Consider the following 17,731-nt stretch of genomic DNA (forward strand, 5'->3'; position numbering starts at 1 on the left):
ACAAACTCTTCTCGAAGTTTCATTGTTGAACACTCTTTCCAAGGCATCCCGGTCCCTCCCTGAATGCCATGTTAATGTGTCAACCATCTCTCCGAACACCTGTCACCTATGTCTCCGGTATGTACACGTAGACCCGGGATCCATACCCACAAACCTGCCGTCTAATGATTGAACCGCAAGTACAAATCATCCCACTTCGGGTTCAGACCTTCAATCGCATCAATCTTCCAAACCCGGCGCCACCGCTTCACTTGCTTCTCCCGGCGGATCGCGTCACTCACATCCCTGAACTGCTCAGAATAAACCAGCTTCGAAACATCAAATTTCGCGGTAAAGCGACACCTAACCTTGCTCTTATGCTCATAAACCCGACGCGCAAGGTCATTCGTCACACCAGTATAAAGCACTCCACGCGGCTTACTCGCCAATATGTACATGAAGTAAGACATGGAAGCAGTTTGACCATCACAACACGCCCCCACAATCACCCAAACACACCATCATCATTTGAGGGACCACCCCATAGATCCCGGCTCAATGGCAGGGAAGATAACGGTGTTGCGGCGGCGGCCAGTGACCAACCAACCGAGACACTTTTACGTGGTGTCCATCAACAGTCCCATTCAATTGCTGCCACCTCGGCGAAGCAAAACTCCGGAATCCCATGTAACATAGGTAATAACCTAAAGATTGCAGGGAGTAAGTCTCATATCCGTCTCACTCATTTCGCAATATCAACTATGTCAGCTTCAATAATGGCAAAAGCTATATTCTTTGCTATGGGTTGCCATTTTACCTGATACTCGCCTTCAATGTTTAACAAGACATCTTTGCTGCCAGTTGGTTTGCAAACTGTTCCAGTCAAACATCGGTCAGACCGAAAAAAGCTATAGATACCATTGCTCAAACCGCTGTAGAACAACGGATCATCAACAACAATGACTAAATATGCACTCTGAACCCCAGCTTTCTTAAGCTGTTCAAGGAAAACTAAGTCCTTGCAAAAACTAAACATCTGTTCAGGGTACTGACCATTACGTGGAAACTTGAGCTCAATTGCAACCAGCAACTCACGCGTTTCACTTAGTACGCAGATATCTAGCTCTTTTTTAAAGAAGGCACTTTTATCAAAACCAAAATAACTAATATTTCGCTCAAACTGTACCACACTGTCGGGAAGTTGTTGCCTTAAGAAGATGCCCAACTCATGCTGAAGGCTAAACTCATTGTAGATTTCAACTTCAGCATTTTTTACAAGATTAAAAAATTCCGAGACATAAGTTTTCATCACCCTCCAATACTCTCACTACCGGATACTATCGAGCTATTGCTAGGATTAAGACCTGCCTTAACTTCCCGAATATCATTGAGTATCCTCAAGCCAATCTGTAGAGCTTCTTCTGCATATCCCCCTGGCACCTGCTGTGCATGAATTGCTGAGTTAGCAACATCATTTGCAAAACGAAATCCATCAGAAAGGTATTCCTTTTCAGGGTACCTCTTTAGGTACTCTGCCCATAGGTTGCGCAGTGATCTGAATTTAATGCTAGTCTTACGATTGATCGACGTGCGAGCTCCTAAGAGTTCACGCAACTCACTTTCCAAATTCATCCTGAGTTTAGCCAGAGCAAGGTGGCGATCATTTTCGCTCTCAGATAGAAATTCTCCGAACAAACTATCTGCATTTTTGTCCATTTCCGCAGAGTGTTCAGATATTTTCTCATAAGCTTGCTGTCCAACAGACAACGGCGGTAAATTGATTGTTGTATGTTGTGATATTTGGCTTGTTAAGGCCAGCAAATTAGAAGATTGAAGACTAAAATTACTTCTAGTCTCTTCTTTAAAAGTATCGATCTCTTTCTTCACTTCCGCTAGATTAGTCTCAAACTTAAAGAGTCCACCTAACGATAATGACTTAGAAAAAGGTAGCAAGAAGAGGAAAATAGAAAGCAAGGCTTGGAAAAATACGTGAGTATCAGAGCTTAAAGGGAAGCCGCCAGCTAAAAAAACAGACGCCCCCAAGATTGCAGCTAAGCTCCAGCAAATTACAAAAAAAAGAAATATCATACGCCGCCCCAATTTCCAAAAAAAAGCAATATACAGAACATCCCTACAGCAACTTATGGGAGAGTGCACGACCAATACGACTCCCCCACCATGACCACATCCCGCCCAAAACACGGCAGCACGCGCGCAAAAATGCGACTTATTTAAAAACTTACGCTTTTCTTGCCCAATCGCAGCGATTTGCGGTTTCCTATTAACCGGAAATCGCGTTATCTAAAGACATCATTAACTTTAAAGCGGGTTCTGCTTGATTGGTCTGACCAGACAAAGAGAAGCCGCTTTGCTTTAGATGTACGCAGGATAATGGCACGCGACTACGATCCCTACAGTCTGTCGAGCCCACAGGTTTATCTGTGGCGCATGATTATTTTTCTGGTTCTGGCAGGCTTCATCGCCTTTGTCCTGATCGGGCAAATCACCGCAGCCTTCATGGCAAACCCCGCATTGAACGGCCTGATCGTAGGCGTCGCAGCACTGGGTATACTTCTGTCTTTCAGGCAGGTCCTGCGAATTTTCCCGGAAGTATCATGGGTTAACGGCTTCCGCCTCGGCGATCCACGCCTAGAGGTGCGCCGCCCGCCGATCCTTCTGGCGCCAATGGCAACCCTGCTTGGCAACAAAGCAGGCGACATGACCATCTCGCCAACCACCATGCGCTCCATGCTCGATTCCATCGGCATGCGCCTGGATGAATCCCGCGAGATTTCACGCTACCTCACCCGCCTGCTCATCTTCCTCGGTCTGGTCGGTACCTTCTGGGGTCTGATGCAAACCGTAAGCGCTGTGGCAACCACCGTCAGCACGCTGAACGCGGCGGGCGGCGACGCAAACGTGCTGTTTGAAGATCTGGTCTCCGGCATCACCGCACAGATGACCGGCCTCGGCATCGCGTTCTCCTCCTCCTTGCTTGGTCTGACCGGTTCCCTCGTTCTGGGCTTCCTCGACCTGCAGGCAGGACAGGCCCAAAACCGCTTCTATCAGGAGCTGGAAGACTGGCTCTCCACCCTGACGGATATCGATCCGGACGAACTGGGCAACGGCACATCTGCCGATATGGCTGCGGACCTGCGCATCACGCTCGACAAGCTGCGCAAATCCATGGAAACAAAAGGCGCTGAGCCGGATGAAAATTCCAACGCCGCCATGAGCAAACTGGCAGAAGGCATTCAGGGCCTCGTCCAGCATGTGCGCTCCGAGCAGAAGATGATGCGCGAATGGGCCGAGGCCCAGTCCATGCAACAGCGCCGGATTGAACGCTTCCTGAAAACGCTCACCGCAGAGGTAGAGCGGGAGAAGGAATAAAGCATGGCTGGTGTACGCACACGCAGGTCTCAAAACAACTCAGAGGATTACTGGCCGGGTTTCGTGGACGCCATGTCCGCGCTCCTGCTGGTGTTCATCTTCCTGCTCTCCATCTTCATGATTGCGCAGTTCTTCCTCAGCCAGCAGCTGTCTGGCCGGGATAAGGTGCTCAACCGCCTCAACCAGCAAATCGCAGAGCTCACAGAGCTGCTGGCGCTGGAAAAGGCGAGTGTTGGAGATCTGGAATCCACCATCTCCTCCCTGCAACTGGGTCTGGACCAGACCGCTGAAGAACGGGATCGTCTTCAGGGCCTGCTCAACGAGCGCTCCGGCCAGATTGACGAGGCAGGTGGCGCACTGGCATCCCTGCGCGCAAAGCTGGAAGGCGAACAGCAGATCAGCGATAAGGCTCTGGCACAGGTAGAACTGCTCAACCAGCAGATCAGCGCCCTGCGCCGCCAGATCGCCGTGTTGGAAGACGCACTGGACGCCTCAGAAACACGCGACCGAGAAAGCCAGACCCGCATTGCGGACCTTGGCAAACGGCTCAACGTCGCCCTCGCCCAGCGGGTGCAGGAGCTGTCACGCTACCGTTCAGACTTCTTTGGCCGCCTGCGCGAAATCCTCGCCCAGCGCTCTGATATTGAAGTTGTCGGCGACCGTTTTGTGTTCCAGTCCGAGGTGCTGTTCTCCTCCGGTGATGACGAGGTCAACCCGCAAGGCAAAAACCAGCTGGATATCCTCGCAAGCGCCATTTTGGAACTTGAGGGACAAATCCCATCAGAGATCAACTGGGTCCTGCGCGTGGACGGCCACACAGATGCCCGCCCACTCTCCGGCACCGGTCGCCTGCGCGACAACTGGGAACTCTCAGCCGCTCGGGCTATCTCGGTGGTCAAATACCTCATTGCCAGAGGCGTGGAACCAGACCGCCTGGTCGCCGCCGGCTTCGGCGAGTTCCAACCCCTCGAAGAAGGCACCACCAATGAGGCCAACGCCAAAAACCGCCGCATCGAGCTAAAACTCACACAGCGGTAGAGACTGATAAAACTTGATAATGAAGCAGGCGTTTGAGCATCCCTCAAGCGCCTGTTTTTTTGTGCTCGTGGAAATAGGTTATATTGAGCAAAACTGCTGCCCCTCAGGGCCACTGAACAACTGATGTGCGAATAACGCCGACATTCGCTGCATCCTAATAGTTCTGCTACGCAAGATGAAACTGTAACGTAGAAGGCCTAAGCGGCCATCCAAGTACTTCTCACTGAGGTTGAAACAGGCACACCCCAAGGCTTCTACAGTCACCCTTATGAGAGATCTGGAATTACCCAACTGACCAGAAGGAACTGACGGCACCCCTCTTGTGGAGAGATGCCGTAAAGAGAATGTTCTAAACTAGATTTCGGCACAGGCAGAAAAGTAAGCATTCGCTGTCTCTAGATCAGCCAGAGGCGTGAACATTTCAAAATCAAACGGACGCCGCGCTTCGTTCTTTTGCACTTTCACAGGCCAATTCTGCGTAACAAGCGCGTCTTTACCAATCGCCACAAAATCACACTCATCTTGCAGGATCATTTTTTGTGCGATTGCAGGATCACCCAGGCCGCCATTCGCTATGACAGGTAAAGCGGTAAGATTTTTTGCATGTGCAGCTAAAGACGCTCCATGTTGAAATGCCGAGGCCTGAGCAGAAAATTCTGTAGTGTGCACGTAATCAGCACCACTCGCTTCAACCGCCTCGAAGATAACCTTTGCGTCGTCTTCTTGTCCTGCCCATTTGTGCTCGAAGTCGTTGACCTTGCTCTGTGATAGACGTACGCCAACCGTAAAGTCGCCCCCGACAGCATCACGAACAGCTTCTAGAACCTCGCATGTCAGTCGTGCGCGTTCAAATATGCCTTGGCCGTATTGGTCACCACGCTGGTTTGCGTAATCGGTTAGGAACTGATCCAAAAGATAGCCGTTGGCACTGTGAATCTCGACCCCATCTGCACCAGCTTCCTGAGCACGTTTAGCCGAGTCTGCAAAACCGCAAATTGCAGTCTTAATCTCAGAAACCGTCATTTCGGAAGGGGTAGGATACATACCAGACCCCCGATAGAACTCCATTTGATGACCTTTAGGCTGTACGGGGGAAGGGCCACGTGTCTCATTAGAGAAGCGATTAAATTGAGACAGGGCACCAGCATGCATTAATTGCATAATTATTTTTGCGCCTGTTGCCTTCACGCCTTTGATTAACTCAGCCCAACTTGCAGCTTGCGTTTTATCAGTGATCCCCGGCTGGAACTCGTATCCCTGACTAAAGTGTTGGTCAGTGTAGACACCCTCGGTAATGATTGCTCCAAAGCCGCCCTTGCCAAATCTCTCATAATACGGCTGCATAAGAGGGCCAACGCAGCCTGAAGCACTTGCACTGACGCGCGTCATTGGAGCGACAAGAGTTCGGTTGCGTAGCTCTAGCTTCCCAAGTTTTGCGCTTTCGAATAACTGAGAGTAGGTCATGGTATCTCCGTTTGCTGGTAGTCAATCGGGTATACCTCTTCCTGCTAGTATGTTAATTGGATGCAATGACTAATCACCTTTTCCAATTCGTTATATAATGACAAGCGAGAACCTATCAGATCTACTCGGTATTTTTCGGGTTGTTGTTGACTCTGGAAGCTTTTCAGCTGCCGGACGCATTCTCAATATCTCACCTGCCTGGGTTGCCAAGCAGGTTACCCGGTTAGAGGCTGTTTTAGGCGCTAGCTTATTGATCCGATCAACCCGTGCTTTGCGTCTTACAGACGCCGGGCAGGAATGCTACCGAACCGCAAGTATTGTTGCTGATGAGCTGACATGGTTGAAGGACAAGCTTTGTGCAGACTCGAAGGCCATCACGGGCGTTGTACGGCTCAATGTGCCCTCAATAATTGCTCAAGATGTTATAGCTGAGCACATTTCTGAGTTTCAGATGAAATATCCGAGCATAAAACTGGACATAGTTGTATCTGATAGCTTTTCTGATGTCTTGAATGAGGATGTTGATATCATTTTTAGGGTCTCCAGAGCCCTTGAAGACAGTACAGCTGTTACACAGCAAGTTTCGTTCGTGCCACGAGTACTTTGCGCCTCAAAAGACTACCTCTCCCGTACTCCCAAAATTGAAACAAGCCATGACGTGAAAGGCCATAAAGCTCTTGTGTTCGATAGCCCTCAGAGTTCTTCTGAGTGGTTTTTGCGCTGTCGCGAGGGGCAGGATTGGATTGCGCCAAACGTCGTGCTGCGTGCCAATAATAGTTTTGTTTTAAAACGAGCAGCGATCAGCGGCGCGGGTATCGCTTTTCTGCCTAAAGTGATTGTAGAAAGTGAACTAAGAACTGGTCAGCTGATCCATTTAGACCAAATAGAAGATGCTGACCCCTTTAAATTGTTCTTATTGCGCGCGCCCAGAAAACATCTTCCCAAGCGTGTTCAAATTGCATGGCGCTTTTTTGCCCAAGCTTGCAAAGACAAAACATAATGGGTGTAGCGCAGCAGTTGTGATGGAATGGCTGCCTCACCTACAACACTCTCAGGTCAAATTGACTTATTTATCCCTTAAGTACTGACGTCACACACTCATTGATCGTTTTTGTACTAGCACCATAAGCACGACAATGCTTTATGTTAGCTTCAACACAATGATAAGGTAGACTAAATCAATGGCAGATCGTTTTGAACGCCACCGCCAAGCGTGGACCCCTGAGGAAATTCGGAAGCTGCATTTGCTGGCGACAAAGGGGATGAGTTTAAAGGCCATAGCCAAAGCTCTCACGCGTTCTGAAGAATCCACCAAGAATAGAGCGAAGCAAGAAAAACTGAAGATCTCAAAAGCCCGCTGATTTCTTACGATCAGACTTTCACAAAAGATACTTTCATGTCAGCCTCCGCTTAATTGATACTCAAAGCCCACGTCACCCCACTCACGGACACTTCCTGCCCTCAATCCGGCTATCACACACCTTCACACGGGACAGATAAGCCGACCACTTCGCAATATCTGCCTCTCCCACGTTTGAGCGCCAGGACTTGATGGTGAAGTAGGTACTGTCATTACCCACAATAACCTTGGTCAGCACTGTCTCACTTTTGGAAGCTGGTGTGGTGGTGCAGCTGGTAAGAAAGAGGCCAAACTCGTAGCCATTCTCACGCCCCCTTCTCACGAGGCGCCCATCTTGCTGCTTGCAGATAGGACTCTTCACCTGCGTATATTGCTTCTCCAGTACCTTCATTGGTACTCGCCGGGAAAAATGAATCTGAACGGTCACCATATCCTTCCAGTTCTTCAGAGATTGTCCGCGAGGGATCATCTCGGAAACCAGCAGACCATTCTTGTTTTGTGAAAAGGCAACCTTGTAGCCCTCAGGCATCCCCACCAGAAGGTTCTCGTCCTTCAGGCCAGAAGCAAACGAAACACCACTTGCAACAAGTAATGCAAATACAGCACCAAGCAATCTACGCATAAGAGCAACTATCCAAACAATCAGGAAATGAAGTGATGCTACATCATAGCCTCAAACCTCAACAAGGGGAGTAACTTCCCTGATGGAGGAGGCCAGCGTTCAGCCAACGAATGTACGCCATTCCGACCTGTATAGCGCAATCAACATAGCAACGCGGCCAGAACGTAAAAAACGCAAAATAACGCAAAGTTTCACATAGTAGCGCAAACACGAAAAAAGCCGCTCCCAGCAGGCAGCGGCTTTTCATGTTATCCAACAAAGGCAGGGCAAGCTCTTTTAGAGTTATGCCCCTTCCAAGCGCGTTCCATTTGATTGAGTCCAATCAAATGATAAGAATTCGCGCTAAAGACGCTCTTAGCGCTCGTCTTCGTCCTCATCACTGTCACCGGTAGATTTGAAGTTCGCGAACACAGCATCTGCATCCACGGCTTCTTCAACTTCACGGGTCTTCGGCGCAGGTGTCGCAAACGCAGCAGCCATTGCTTCTTCGCTTGTTGTTTCATCAACAGGCAGAAGGGATTGCGGCTCTTCACCTTCAATCGGTTTCGGAGCGTTCTTCGCAGCTTTCTCAACTTCGATGTCCAGCTCAATCTGAGAACTCAAACCCAGAGTGACCGGATCCATCGGATCAAGATGCGCAGAGTTCCAATGCGTTCTCGTACGAATTGCTTCAATCGTCGGCTTGGTTGTGCCAACAAGACGCATGATCTGAGCATCAAGCAGCTCAGGATGGTAGCGTACAAGCCACAAAATTGCGTTCGGACGATCCTGACGACGAGAAACAGGGGTGTAACGAGGACCCTTGCGCTTGTTCTCTGGAACACGCACTTTGGACTCGAAAATCTGCATACGGTAGCGCGGATCGTTCGACGCTTTTTCAATTTCGTCACGGGTCAGCTGGCCTGCCAGAACAGGGTCCATACCCTTGATGCCCTGAGCAGCTTCACCATCAGCGATCGCCTTCACTTCAAGCGGATGCAGCTTACAAAACGCAGCAATCTGATCAAAGCCAAGAGCGGTGTTATCTACCAACCATACGGCTGTTGCCTTTGGCATAAGCGGCGCGTTGGACATTGTATAAATCCCTCCTGAGTGCTCCACAGCCTAATCAAAGGTGGCGAAGCCGAATTCCATAAGAGTTTTTGGGAAACTTGAGCGCATTATACGCTCACATTTTCCCAAAAGCAAACCAGATCAACACGGGCCTCCACCATCTTTAGGAAACCTGTGAGAATTCAAAACCGGCCTATGCACTTTCCCTGGCCAACCTTGAGGATGATCTTTCCGATATGGCCGGAACCTTCCATCCTGTCATGGGCGGCCTTTACATCGCTGATATCAAAGACCTTATCCAAAACCACCTTGACCCGGCTGGTTTCCAGCAATGGCCAGACCTTCTCACGAAGAGCCTCAGCGATCTGACCTTTATACGCGTTGGTCCGTGGCCGCAGTGTTGAACCGGTGTGCGTCAGCCGCTTCATCATTAATCGGCTAAAGTTGACATTTTCCGAAGGCCCATGAAGCGTCGCAATCTGGCAGATGCGCCCGTCAACTGCTGCAACAATCCAGTTCTTCTCAACGTAATCACCGCCAACCATATCAAGGATCACTTCAACCCCCTGCTTAGATGTGATGTTACCAATCTCTTTCACAAAATCGGTCGTCCGGTAATTGATCACATAGTCCGCCCCAAGCTCGCGAACCGCCTGAGCTTTTTCATCAGACCCAACCGTTGTAAACACCTCAGCGCCGAAGGCCTTTGCCAATTGAATGGCTGTTGTCCCGATCCCGGAAGACCCGCCATGAACAAGGAACTTCTCACCAGACTGAAGCCCCAAACGGTCAAACACATTGGACCACACCGTAAAGAAAGTCTCCGGAATGCCGGCAGCTTCCTCCATAGATATCCCCGCAGGCACATGCAGAACATGCGCAGCAGGTGCAACACAATACTGCGCATACCCACCACCCGGCGTCAGCGCACAAACCCGCTCCCCTAAGCTGTGAGAAGCAACACCTTCTCCCAACTCCACAATTTCACCAGAAACTTCCAATCCCAGCAAAGGAGAAGCCCCGGGAGGTGGCGGATATGCTCCCGTCCGCTGAATGACATCCGGACGATTTACCCCCGCCGCATGAACCTTGATCAGCACCTCACCGACACCAGGTCTAGGGACTTCAACCTCTGCAATTTCAAGGACTTCCGAACCCCCGACACCGTTCATTACAACGGCTTTCATTTGTGCTGAACGATCATCTATTGTCATAAGCTGCCTCGATTTTTGCAAATAGCGAAACTGCTGCTTGCTCACCTTCTCAATTAGGTAAAGAATAGTAGCCAACAAGTGCCCGTCTACCCCACCAAAGGTGAATTCTCGCTTTTTTGATATCGAGAATTCCCCAAGGCAAACACAAGGAGTACATAACGCTATGGGTTTATTCGATGATGATGACACACCTCACCCAGCAACCTCCGGGGTAATGGTGGGAGAGCCCCTCACGAACCTTTCAATCCACGAATTAAATGAGCGTCTTGAGCAGCTTAAGGCAGAGATCGTGCGCGTTGAGAATGAGATCGAAACAAAATCAAGCGCAAACTCATCAGCCGAAAGCTTCTTTAAGTAATCAAACAAAGTTTAAAACAAAAACTTACTCAAATTCATATAAATGCAAGCTACAAATTGCAAATAAATGAATTGGATACTTATAGTTTACCTATCATTAACCATTTTAAATTAGAACTTAGTTATTCCAGTTGATCTGGAGCCAGAGTGAACATTCACTCTGCTTGACGCCTCCCTGTTAAAACACCTCAGAGCCGCACCGATGCGGCTCTTTTTTTCTGCTCAGGCAACACCCAGTCCCGGTTTAATCACTCTATTCACAACCATGAGTTGGCACGGGCTTTGCTCCGCTCAGATTGAAGTAAGATCTCTTGCTCCATTTCGAGACAGTTTTATTCTTTCCAAAAGGCTCACTTCAATTTTCGAGCCGTAATTGTTTCAGACTGGGATTTTAAAGGACGCGAGTGAGAGAAACCTAACGCAGTTATTGAAGGGATTTTTAAGATGGGTGAATTCAAAACTGAAACAGGGCCAGAGAACACCTTCAACTTCGCTCAACGGCTCATGTCCTCCCAAAACTTCACGGAGCTTTTCCGCGAAGGGATGGGCCTTATTGAAGACACTGCATCCTATCTTGATGGTCCGGGCAGGAAACAGAGCAAAGCTCTTGGCTCCGCCGCGTCTCTCGCTTACGCAACCGAGTCCATGCGCCTCACCACACGCCTCATGCAGATGGCCTCCTGGCTTCTGCTGCAACGGGCAGTCAATGACGGTGAGATTGTACAAGCAGAAGCTCAGAATGAGAAAAACAAGATCCGCGTCGATAATGCGACCAAGGAAATGCAGAACCCGGCCTGGCCAGACCTGCCTGAAACACTTCGCACCCTGATCGAGACCTCATTCCACCTGCAAAGACGCATCAAGCACGTCGATAGCATGCTCAAGGAGGAGCTCCTGCGCGAGCAAGCGGCAAACACCTCCAATCCAGTAGGTGATCAGCTCTCTCAAATCACAGCAGCGTTTAAATAGCCTGATAAGTTTCGCTAGCGTCAAACTCCGCTAGCAACCCTGCGCACTCCTCAAACGCGCACAAAAAAACCCGAAGCAAACGATTCGGGTTTTTTATTTCGCAAACTTCAGAGCAATTATTTGCCCAGGAAGCCACCAAACTTGTTGGTGAAGCGGGACACGCGACCGCCACGGTCCATGAGCTGACGGTCACCACCAGTCCATGCTGGGTGGGAGCTCGGATCGATGTCGAGCTGCAGGGTGTCACCTTCTTTACCGTAAGTAGAACGGGTGGTGAATTCGGAACCATCAACGAGTTTTACAGTGATGGTGTGGTAATCTGGATGAATGTCCTGTTTCATGACTAAACTGTCCTGTCAGCAACGGCTGAGCCGCCTCAATCAAAAGATGGGCTTAGGGCTGGCCTGAAGCATCGGTAGAAAGAAGCCGCACTTTTCCAAGCACGGCACAATTGTGAAGGGGTCTATACCCCATCCAAACCGAGGAAACAAGAGGGTACAGCCCGCAGAAAACCAGAGAAAGCGCTTGCAATTAAAACTATCGGGACACATCTACTGCATCATACGATAAACTTAAATGATTTCGCAGATATCCGGGGGTGGCATGAGCCAGCGGGACTCAAACAATCGGGAAAAGACCTTGCGTCCACTCGCAACACTTTTCCCTTATCTTTTAAGGCACAAAGCCCGTCTGGTTCTGGCAACCTTTGCTCTGCTGGCGGCAGCTGGCCTCACTTTGGTACTGCCAATTGCCGTCCGCTACATGGTTGACTACGGTTTTACCGGCGACAACCCCAACTTGATTGACGATTATTTCATTGTCATTATTTTTGTAATCGCGCTACTCGCCCTCACCAGCTCTCTTCGTTACTACATGGTCATGATGATTGGTGAGCGAGTCGTAGCGGACTTACGCTCTGACGTGTTCCGTCACCTCACTTATTTATCCCCCTCATTCTACGACAAAACAAAATCCGGTGAGATCATTTCGCGCCTGACAGCCGATACAACCCTCATTCAGTCAGCATTCGGAGCCAGCGCATCTATTGCTCTTCGACACTTGCTGATGTTCGCTGGTTCGACGACCCTGATGGTCATCACCAGCCCGCGCCTCTCCTTGTTTGTGCTGCTTGCGATCCCACTCATTGTCTTGCCTCTGCTTGGCTTTGGCCGTGCGGTTCGCAACAGAACCAGCCATGCGCAATCCACTCTGGCAAACGCAATTGCTTATGCAACAGAAGCACTTGGTTCCATTCGCACGCTGCAGGCTTTCACCAATGAAAAGAGCGTTTCAGATCGCTTTGCAGGAGATATCGAGACAACCTATGAAGTTGCTCTCATTGCCACCCGCGCCCGCGCATTCCTGATCGCTACAATCATCCTGATCATCGCCTCAAGCATTGTGGCAGTACTCTGGGTTGGCGCACTGGACGTGATTGATGGCCGTATGAGTGGCGGTCAGCTCACACAGTTCCTCATCTATTCCATCATTGCTGCCGGGGCTATGAGCGAACTCTCTCAGGTATGGGGCGAACTGGCAAAAGCCGCTGGCGCAGCAGACCGCATCACAGGACTGCTGCATGTTCCATCCGAAATCAATGCACCAGCCAATCCAGTCACTCTCCCCTCTCCTGCCATTGGCGAGCTCGAGTTTGATGATGTCGACTTCCATTACCCGACAGCAAAAGAAGCTGGCGTTCTGGAAGGCTTGAACCTCTCCGTCAAGAAGGGCGAAACAGTTGCTATTGTCGGCCCAAGTGGCGCAGGCAAGTCCACGCTGTTCCAGCTCTTGATGCGATATTACGATCCGGTTGCAGGTAAAATCACACTCGACGGTATCGAGCTGAACTCTGCTGATCCACGAGACTTACGCGAGCACATCGCTCTGGTCCCTCAGGACACCGCTATTTTCGGCAGCTCAATCGCAGAAAACATCGCATTTGGCAAAGAGGTCGCGTCCAGAGAGCAAATTGTTGAAGCTGCAAAGTTCGCATTGGCTGATGACTTCATCAACAACATGAAAAACGGCTATGACACACTCATTGGCGAGCGTGGGGTAACGCTCTCAGGAGGCCAACGACAGCGCATCGCGATCGCTCGTGCCATTCTGAAAGACGCCCCTGTTTTGCTGCTGGACGAAGCCACCAGCGCACTGGATGCCGAAAGCGAGACCATTGTCCAAAAAGCCCTCGATAAGCTTATGGAAGGCCGGACCACACTGATTATCGCACATCGTCTGGCAACGGTCCTCAAAGCAGATCGTATCGTTGTGATGGACGGCGGAAAAATCGTGGAAGAAGGCACCCACGACACACTGGTCGCTCAAAACGGCCTTTATGCGAAACTCGCCAGAATGCAGTTTGAGATTGGAGCAGAAGCGCTCAACTCTCAGGAAAAAGCAAGCTAGAGCGCACTCCAGAAAAGCGTATCTGTCTTTCAGACAAAACACTCATAAAAAAAGCCGCGCTTGCACCAAGCGCGGCTTTTTCAATTCTATCTGCGAAGCTTACTCAGGCTCACTCACATCCACTGTATAGTTCAGCGGCATGCGCGCACCATCAGCAAAAATGGTCTGCCCGGAAACATAACTCGCATCTTCTGAAGCGAGGAACGCAGCAATGCTGGCCACTTCAGCAGGTTGTCCCAAACGACCAAGCGGCGTCCGGGAAAGAACCGTTTCCATCTTGCTCGCATCCTGCACAACGCTCTTGAGCATCTGTGTCTCAATGGAACCAGGCCCAATACCGTTGACACGAATGCCGTGCTTTGCCAACGCCACAGCCGAAACATGCGTCAGCTGATTCAAACCACCTTTGGAGATCGTGTAAGGAACCTGATCAGGGATCGCCAAAACACTGTTTACGGAGCTGATATTGATGATTGAGCCAGCAGAACCGCCCTCTTCAACTTTCTCAACCATATGCCGTGCAACAGCTTGAGAGCACAGGAATGCACCCTTCAAGTTGACACGTAGAACCCGGTCAAAATCATCTTCAGAAAGCTGCAGAAAATCACCAGCTGCTGTAATGCCAGCGTTATTAACCAGCACATCAATGTCGCCAAACTCATCCAGAGTGTTTGCAACCATATTGCGCACATCAAGGCGAACGCTGACGTCGCAATGGCAGAACGCCACATGCCCAAACTCGGAAAGAGCTTCCTGAGCCGCTTCACCGGCCCGCTCATCGGAGTCGGAGATCATGACTTTGGCGCCATCTTGCAAAAAACGCTGCGCAATAGCGTAACCGATGCCTTGAGCGCCACCGGTTACAATCGCAACTTTCTTCTCTAGTTTCACTTTGAAGATACCTCTGGCAATGCCGAAATTTCGCCGACCATAATCTCAAAGCCTAAACATGTCGATGCACTTCTCCAGTAAAACTGCTTAGTTCCTCTGAATTTAGCTAACAGATGCCACCCCACGAACAGAGATCGCTTCAGCAATTTCCTCGAGAATAGCAGGGTCATCAATTGTTGCTGGCATCTTGAACTCTTCGCCATCTGCAATCTTCCGCATGGTCGCTCGGAGGATCTTGCCAGACCGCGTTTTGGGAAGGCGCTCAACGGTAATCGCCAGCTTAAAGGCAGCAACAGGACCAACCTTTTCACGCACCAAAGCAACCAGCTCTTTCTCAATCACAGCAGTTTGTTTTTCAACGCCACTCTTCAAAACGACAAAACCACATGGCAACTGGCCCTTGAGATTGTCGGCAATCCCAATCACGGCACACTCAGCCACATCCGGGTGCTCAGAAAGAACTTCCTCCATGCCACCCGTAGACAAGCGGTGCCCGGCCACGTTGATGATGTCATCGGTACGAGCCATGATGAAGAGATAACCGTCATCATCCATAAGACCGGCATCTGCCGTCTTGTAATAGCCGGGGAACTCTGTGAGATACGCTTCCTTGAACCGATCATCAGCATTCCAAAGCGTTGGCAGTGATCCCGGTGGCATCGGTAGCTTCACAACAATGTTGCCCAGCTCACCCGCTCCAAGCTCATTCCCTTCATCATCAAGCACGCGCATATCATATCCCGGCATCGGGACAGTGGAACTACCCAGCTTGATAGGCAGCTTACCAAGGCCAAGAGGATTACCAGCGATGCACCAGCCAGTCTCTGTCTGCCACCAATGATCGATGACAGGTACACCGAGCAGGTTTTCTGCCCATAAAATTGTATCCGGATCAGCTCGCTCTCCTGCAAGGAACAGCGAACGCAGCCCAGCAATGCTGTACTTCGCCAGCTCTTTACCTTCCGGATCTTCTTTCTTGATCGCCCGGAAAGCGGTCGGCGCAGTGAACAGCGAAACCACGGAATGCTCTGAGATCACCCGCCAGAACGCACCAGCATCCGGTGTTCCAACCGGCTTACCTTCATAAAGAATAGTCGCGGCCCCATGAAGCAGCGGTGCATAAACGATGTAAGAGTGACCAACCACCCAGCCCACATCAGACGCAGCCCAGAACACTTCGCCCGGATCAATACCGTAGAGGTTTTCCATGGACCACTTGAGGGCAACCATATGCCCGCCATTGTCACGCACCACGCCTTTCGGCTGTCCGGTCGTACCGGAAGTGTAGAGCACGTAAAGTGGATCAGTCGCAGCAACAGGAACACATTCGGTGGTCATCTTCTCGGCCACCGCAGTTTCCATCAGCGCGCCCAGATCAAAGTCACGGCCTTCAATGAGGCCAGCAACCTTTTGCTCGCGTTGCTGAACAAAACAGAAATCAGGTTTATGGGAGGACAGTTCAATGGCACGGTCCAGCAGCGGCTTATACTCAACCACACGCCCCGGCTCGATGCCACAGGACGCGCTGATGATAGCCTGAGGTTTGCAATCCTCGATACGAACAGCAAGCTCTTGAGCCGCAAAACCGCCAAATACAACAGAGTGGATCGCACCAAGCCGTGCGCAGGCGAGCATTGCAAACGTCGCTTCAGGGATCATGGGCATATAGATCAGCACCATAGAGCCTTTTCCAACGCCCTTCTCACGCAGCAGCGCTGCCATAGCTCCCACTTGCTCTTGCACATCAAGATACGTGTAGGTGCGCTTCTCACCAGTAACAGCACTGTCGTAAATGATCGCTGGCTGTCCCGGACGGCCATGCTCTACGTGGCGATCAACACAGTTGTAGCAGGTGTTGCACTCACCGCCGACAAACCATCGTCCATATGTGCCTTGCGAAGCATCGAATGTCTTGGTGTAGGGCGAGAACCAGTCAATGCCCTTAGCAGCTTCATCCCAGAAGGCTTCTTTGTTTTCTTTCCATCCATTGTAGATGTCGTGGTATCGGCTTGTCATAGCTGCTCTCCTCCCATGCACCCCTGCATAGTACCTGTCCACAGGTTCGGCTAAGACTGAGCCCTGAATGCCCTAAAGGCAAGTTTTGCTATATTATAAAATCGGCTTATAACTAAAGATAACCATATAGTTTTCAACCCGCCTATTTCTTAGTTTCCTCTTAAATAAAAAGGACTTGCCTGCACCCTTGCGGGAAACAAATCATGCTGCCAATTACCGATCCCTTCTTCTACCTCTGTGCAATACCTGCTGTTTTCATCGTTGGCATGGCCAAAGGAGGATTCGGAGGCGGCCTCGCCCTTGTCGGTGTGCCGCTTATGTCATTGGCAATTCCACCTGTGCAGGCAGCAGGAATACTCCTCCCGATCCTGCTGGTCATGGACGCAGTCGGTCTTTTCTCCTACCGGGCAATCTTTTGCAGGAAAACACTGGCCATTCTTATACCAGCTGGCCTGACAGGAACTCTGATCGGCTATTTCGCGGCAGCCTACATCTCTGAAACCCACATCAGATTGGTCACTGGCGCAATCGCTTTGGTCTTTGTGCTCGATTATTGGTTCAACAACAAAGCCAACAAACCACCAAAGCCGCAGAATGTGCTTTTAGGAGGGTTCTGGGGCACAGTTTCTGGTGTCACCAGTTTCATCGCCCATGCAGGCGGAGCCCCATTTCAAATGTATGTCTTGCCACTCAGACTGGCACCACCAGTCATGGCAGGTACCGCAGTCATCTTCTTTTCGGTCGTAAATTTCTCAAAAGTGCTGCCTTACTTCGCCCTTGGACAGTTTGACGCCAAAAACATCGCGACATCTCTTGTATTGCTACCGCTCGCCCCTCTGGCGACACTGGCGGGAATCAAGATCGTAAAACACATCAACAAAGAGCTGTTCTACAAGATCACGTATGCAGCCCTGTTTGTTATCGCACTCAAACTGATTTGGGATGGCGCATCAGGCTTTTAAGGCGTGTTAT

At 50.4% G+C, this 17,731-nt stretch carries 17 protein-coding genes; 7 read left to right on the forward strand and 10 right to left on the reverse strand.

The window, feature by feature from the left end:
- Positions 1–161: 161 nt before the first annotated feature.
- The 3 genes from PsAD5_RS02860 to PsAD5_RS02870 form a co-directional block, all read right to left on the reverse strand.
- Positions 162–449: a GIY-YIG nuclease family protein gene (locus PsAD5_RS02860; protein WP_063291036.1), complete on the reverse strand. Its 288-nt coding sequence runs from the start codon at positions 447–449 to the stop codon at positions 162–164.
- A 272-nt stretch (positions 450–721) separates the two neighbouring features.
- Complete coding sequence (locus PsAD5_RS02865; RefSeq protein WP_063291037.1) at positions 722–1,288, reverse strand: hypothetical protein; 567 nt, start codon at positions 1,286–1,288, stop codon at positions 722–724.
- Complete coding sequence (locus PsAD5_RS02870) at positions 1,288–2,067, reverse strand: hypothetical protein (RefSeq protein ID WP_063291038.1); 780 nt, start codon at positions 2,065–2,067, stop codon at positions 1,288–1,290. The genes PsAD5_RS02865 and PsAD5_RS02870 overlap by 1 nt, the downstream gene beginning before the upstream one ends.
- A 303-nt stretch (positions 2,068–2,370) precedes the next feature.
- Between PsAD5_RS02870 and PsAD5_RS02875 the strand changes: the two genes are divergently transcribed.
- Both PsAD5_RS02875 and PsAD5_RS02880 read left to right on the forward strand, forming a co-directional pair.
- Positions 2,371–3,369: a hypothetical protein gene (locus PsAD5_RS02875; protein ID WP_057462010.1), complete on the forward strand. Its 999-nt coding sequence runs from the start codon at positions 2,371–2,373 to the stop codon at positions 3,367–3,369.
- A gap of 3 nt (positions 3,370–3,372) precedes the next feature.
- Positions 3,373–4,407 carry a peptidoglycan -binding protein gene (locus tag PsAD5_RS02880; RefSeq protein WP_057462011.1) on the forward strand — a complete coding sequence of 345 codons (1,035 nt, stop codon included), beginning with the start codon at positions 3,373–3,375 and terminating at the stop codon, positions 4,405–4,407.
- Between the two features lie 354 nt (positions 4,408–4,761).
- On the opposite strand, the gene PsAD5_RS02885 is transcribed toward PsAD5_RS02880, so the two are convergent.
- On the reverse strand, positions 4,762–5,871 hold the full coding sequence (locus PsAD5_RS02885) for an NADH:flavin oxidoreductase (protein ID WP_063291039.1): 1,110 nt from the start codon (positions 5,869–5,871) through the stop codon (positions 4,762–4,764).
- Positions 5,872–5,968: 97 nt separating this feature from the next.
- Here PsAD5_RS02885 and PsAD5_RS02890 point away from each other — a divergent pair, with 97 nt between their 5' ends.
- Positions 5,969–6,871 (forward strand): LysR family transcriptional regulator, encoded by a 903-nt coding sequence (locus PsAD5_RS02890; protein WP_063291040.1) that lies wholly within the window; start codon positions 5,969–5,971, stop codon positions 6,869–6,871.
- A 442-nt stretch (positions 6,872–7,313) separates the two neighbouring features.
- Here PsAD5_RS02890 and PsAD5_RS02900 read toward each other — a convergent pair whose 3' ends face one another.
- From PsAD5_RS02900 to PsAD5_RS02910, 3 genes are all read right to left on the reverse strand, one after another.
- Positions 7,314–7,853, reverse strand: coding sequence for a hypothetical protein (locus tag PsAD5_RS02900; protein WP_063291041.1), 540 nt, complete (start codon positions 7,851–7,853; stop codon positions 7,314–7,316).
- Positions 7,854–8,207: 354 nt separating this feature from the next.
- Positions 8,208–8,927 carry a DUF1013 domain-containing protein gene (locus tag PsAD5_RS02905; protein ID WP_057462016.1) on the reverse strand — a complete coding sequence of 240 codons (720 nt, stop codon included), beginning with the start codon at positions 8,925–8,927 and terminating at the stop codon, positions 8,208–8,210.
- A 161-nt stretch (positions 8,928–9,088) separates the two neighbouring features.
- Complete coding sequence (locus PsAD5_RS02910; protein WP_063291042.1) at positions 9,089–10,120, reverse strand: NAD(P)H-quinone oxidoreductase; 1,032 nt, start codon at positions 10,118–10,120, stop codon at positions 9,089–9,091.
- A gap of 163 nt (positions 10,121–10,283) precedes the next feature.
- On the opposite strand from PsAD5_RS02910, the gene PsAD5_RS02915 reads away from it, so the two are divergent.
- A complete protein-coding gene (locus PsAD5_RS02915; protein WP_063291043.1) occupies positions 10,284–10,478 on the forward strand; it encodes a DUF1192 domain-containing protein in 195 nt (64 codons plus the stop codon).
- Positions 10,479–10,921: 443 nt separating this feature from the next.
- Positions 10,922–11,446 (forward strand): protease adaptor protein RcdA, encoded by a 525-nt coding sequence (gene rcdA, locus PsAD5_RS02920; protein ID WP_057462019.1) that lies wholly within the window; start codon positions 10,922–10,924, stop codon positions 11,444–11,446.
- Positions 11,447–11,562: 116 nt separating this feature from the next.
- On the opposite strand, the gene rpmE is transcribed toward rcdA, so the two are convergent.
- Positions 11,563–11,787: a 50S ribosomal protein L31 gene (gene rpmE, locus PsAD5_RS02925; protein ID WP_008551475.1), complete on the reverse strand. Its 225-nt coding sequence runs from the start codon at positions 11,785–11,787 to the stop codon at positions 11,563–11,565.
- A 262-nt stretch (positions 11,788–12,049) separates the two neighbouring features.
- Here rpmE and PsAD5_RS02930 point away from each other — a divergent pair, with 262 nt between their 5' ends.
- Positions 12,050–13,852, forward strand: a complete 1,803-nt coding sequence (locus PsAD5_RS02930) for an ABC transporter transmembrane domain-containing protein (RefSeq protein WP_208988457.1) — start codon at positions 12,050–12,052, stop codon at positions 13,850–13,852.
- Between the two features lie 99 nt (positions 13,853–13,951).
- Here the strand turns inward: PsAD5_RS02930 and PsAD5_RS02935 are convergent, their stop codons facing one another.
- Together PsAD5_RS02935 and PsAD5_RS02940 are read right to left on the reverse strand one after the other, a co-directional pair.
- Positions 13,952–14,743 carry an SDR family NAD(P)-dependent oxidoreductase gene (locus PsAD5_RS02935; RefSeq protein WP_057462020.1) on the reverse strand — a complete coding sequence of 264 codons (792 nt, stop codon included), beginning with the start codon at positions 14,741–14,743 and terminating at the stop codon, positions 13,952–13,954.
- 102 nt (positions 14,744–14,845) lie between these two features.
- Complete coding sequence (locus PsAD5_RS02940; RefSeq protein WP_063291044.1) at positions 14,846–16,759, reverse strand: propionyl-CoA synthetase; 1,914 nt, start codon at positions 16,757–16,759, stop codon at positions 14,846–14,848.
- A gap of 203 nt (positions 16,760–16,962) precedes the next feature.
- Between PsAD5_RS02940 and PsAD5_RS02945 the strand changes: the two genes are divergently transcribed.
- Entirely contained in the window at positions 16,963–17,721 is a 759-nt protein-coding gene (locus PsAD5_RS02945) for a sulfite exporter TauE/SafE family protein (protein WP_057462022.1), read from the forward strand.
- Positions 17,722–17,731: the final 10 nt, after the last annotated feature.

Origin of the sequence: Pseudovibrio sp. Ad5 (assembly GCF_001623095.1) — a bacterium.
Taxonomy (GTDB): Bacteria; Pseudomonadota; Alphaproteobacteria; order Rhizobiales; family Stappiaceae; genus Pseudovibrio.